This window comes from Massilia sp. CT11-108, assembly GCF_047302915.1.
Lineage (GTDB): Bacteria > Pseudomonadota > Gammaproteobacteria > Burkholderiales > Burkholderiaceae_D > Telluria > Telluria orientalis.
In genome coordinates, this window is record NZ_JBKYMO010000693.1 from 1 (window position 1) to 2,345 (window position 2,345).

Here is a 2,345-nt window from a genome sequence, read left to right on the forward strand (position 1 = left end):
GCGACGCGCAGGCGGTGCGCCACATAGTAATCGAGGTCGTCGCGGCTCAAGGGACCGAGATGATAGTGGAACGTGATGCGCTGGGCGAGCTGGCGGATCGATTGCAGCTCCAGCTTGCGGTTCAGCTCCGGCTGGCCGAACAGGACGATCTGCAGCAGCTTGCGCTTTTCCGTCTCCAGGTTCGTCAGCAGGCGTAGCGCCTCCAGCGTCTCGACGGGCATCGCCTGCGCCTCGTCGAGGCACAGCAGCACGCGCTTGTCCCCGCCCGCCAGCTGCAGCAGCCGGTGCGTGATGGCTTTCAGGACTTGGTGCTGGTCGGCGTCCTTGTCGTAGCCGACTTCCAGCTCGTCCGCGAGCGCCAGCATCAGCGTACGCGGTTCGAGGTACGGATTCGGGATGTACGCCGTGACGAATTCCGGGCCCAGCGTCGCCATGAACTTGCGGCACAACAGGGTCTTGCCGGTGCCGACTTCGCCCGTGATCTTGATGAAGCCCTCGCCGCCGCGCGCCGCGACGAGCAGCGTGTTCAGGGCTTCCTGCGAATGCGGGGCGCCAAAGAAGAAGCTGGTGTCCGGCGTGATCCCGAACGGCAGTTCGCGCAGGCCGAAGTGGGCCGTGTACATTCAGCGGCTCCCCCGGGTGCGCGGGTCGAGCTGCTCGATGCGGCGGTTCGTGTCGAGCAGGTCGTCGTTCCAGTTGTTGATGCCTTCGACGATGGTCGGCTTGATCAGCACGACCAGTTCGCGCTTCTGGTTCACGCGCTTCTTCGCGCCGAACAGCGCCGACAGCACCGGCACCCTGCCGGTCCCCGGCAGCTGCGAATCGTCCGCGGTCGACGACTGGCGCATCAAGCCGCCGATGGCGACGACCTGGCCGTTCTGGCCGCGCACGATGCTGTCCAGTTCCGACGTCGCCGATGCCGCGAGCGGCAGGTTCAGGCTGCCGGCCGTGCCCAGGTTGACGGACTTGTTGATCGTCGAGACCTGGCTCACGGACGGGTGCACGTGCAGCAGGATGTTGCCCTTCTCGTCGATCTGCGGCGTGACGTCGAGGACGACGCCGGAGAAGAACGGCTGCAGCGTGACGCTCGGGGACACCGTGTTGCCGGTCGTCGTGGAGTTCGTGGTCGTCTGCACGCCGGTGACGTAGAACTCGTCGGTACCGATCTTCAGCACGGCCTTCTGGTTGTTGACGGCCGCCACGCGGGGGCTCGACAGCACGTGCACGGTGCCCTGCGTTTCGAGGAACGAGATCAGCGCCGCGAAGTTCGCGGTCTGCACGGCCAGGCCGAACATCGAGCCGGCCGCACCCGCCGCATTCGACAGCGAGAAGCCGCTGCTGGCCGACAGGCCGGTGCTCGGATCCGTGATCACGGCCGGCTGGCCGCCGCCGAACGGCAGCGGTGTGAGCGTGGCGCCCGGCGCGATCGTGCCGCCCGAGACGCGGTTGTCGTGGCCGCTCTTGATCGACGCGAACGACGCCCAGTTGACGCCGCTCTGGTAGCTGTCGTTCAGCTCCACTTCGAGGATCTTCGCTTCCAGGATCACCTGGCGGTCGACGGCGAGCTGCGTGGCCTTCAAATAAGCGTCGACGTTACGCAGCTCGTCCGGCATCGCGCGGATCACGAGCACGCCCGACTGCGGGCTGACGACGACGCTGCGGCCGCCCTCCTTCGATCCCACGATGGCCTCGATGGCCAGTTTCAGGTCGCCCCAGAAATCGTTGGCGGACGTCGTGGCGACGTCCGTGCTGTCCATCTGCCCGCCGTTCTGGCCGTTCGGGTTGTTGCCGTTGTTGTTCTGGTTGTTGCCGTTGTTGCCGTTCTGGTTCTGGCCCTGGTTACTGCCGTTGTTGCCGTAGCCGTTGCCGTTCTGGTTGTTGACCGCGTTCGAAACCGACGTCGACGTCACGCGCGTGCTCGACATGCCTGAGCGCTTGCCGACCAGGTAATTCACGTGGAACATCTTGGTCTGCATCGTCAGCGGCTTGATCGAGATGCGCGTGCCGTCGATCCGGTAGTCGTAGCCGTACATCTCGCGGATCGCGTCGAGCGTCTCCGGCAAGGTCACGTCCTTCAGGTTCGCCGTGATGGTGCCGGCGACATCCGGATGCACGAGGATGTTGTAGCGCGTGCCCGCGACGATCGAGCGGAAGAACTGCTGCGCCGGCACGTTGTTGAAGGAGACGTTGAAACGCTCTTCCAGCGCGGGCCGCGCCTTCGGCAGTTGCGTCGCCAGCGCGGCCCGCGCGGGAAGAGCGGTTGAACGTGTCCGTCAACAACGTGCCGGCGCAGCAGTTGTTGCGCGCGGTCGTCGCGGGCACGCGCGACAACAAACGCGTGCATG

The 2,345-nt window shown here is 65.9% G+C and carries 2 protein-coding genes; both read right to left on the reverse strand.

What is annotated here, in order from left to right; translation table 11 throughout:
- On the reverse strand, positions 1 to 623 hold a 623-nt coding region (locus tag ACEN88_RS29530), incomplete at its 3' end, for an ExeA family protein (RefSeq protein ID WP_413345426.1).
- Positions 624 to 2,171 (reverse strand): pilus (MSHA type) biogenesis protein MshL, encoded by a 1,548-nt coding sequence (gene mshL / locus ACEN88_RS29535; RefSeq protein WP_413345428.1) that lies wholly within the window; start codon positions 2,169 to 2,171, stop codon positions 624 to 626.
- Positions 2,172 to 2,345: the final 174 nt, after the last annotated feature.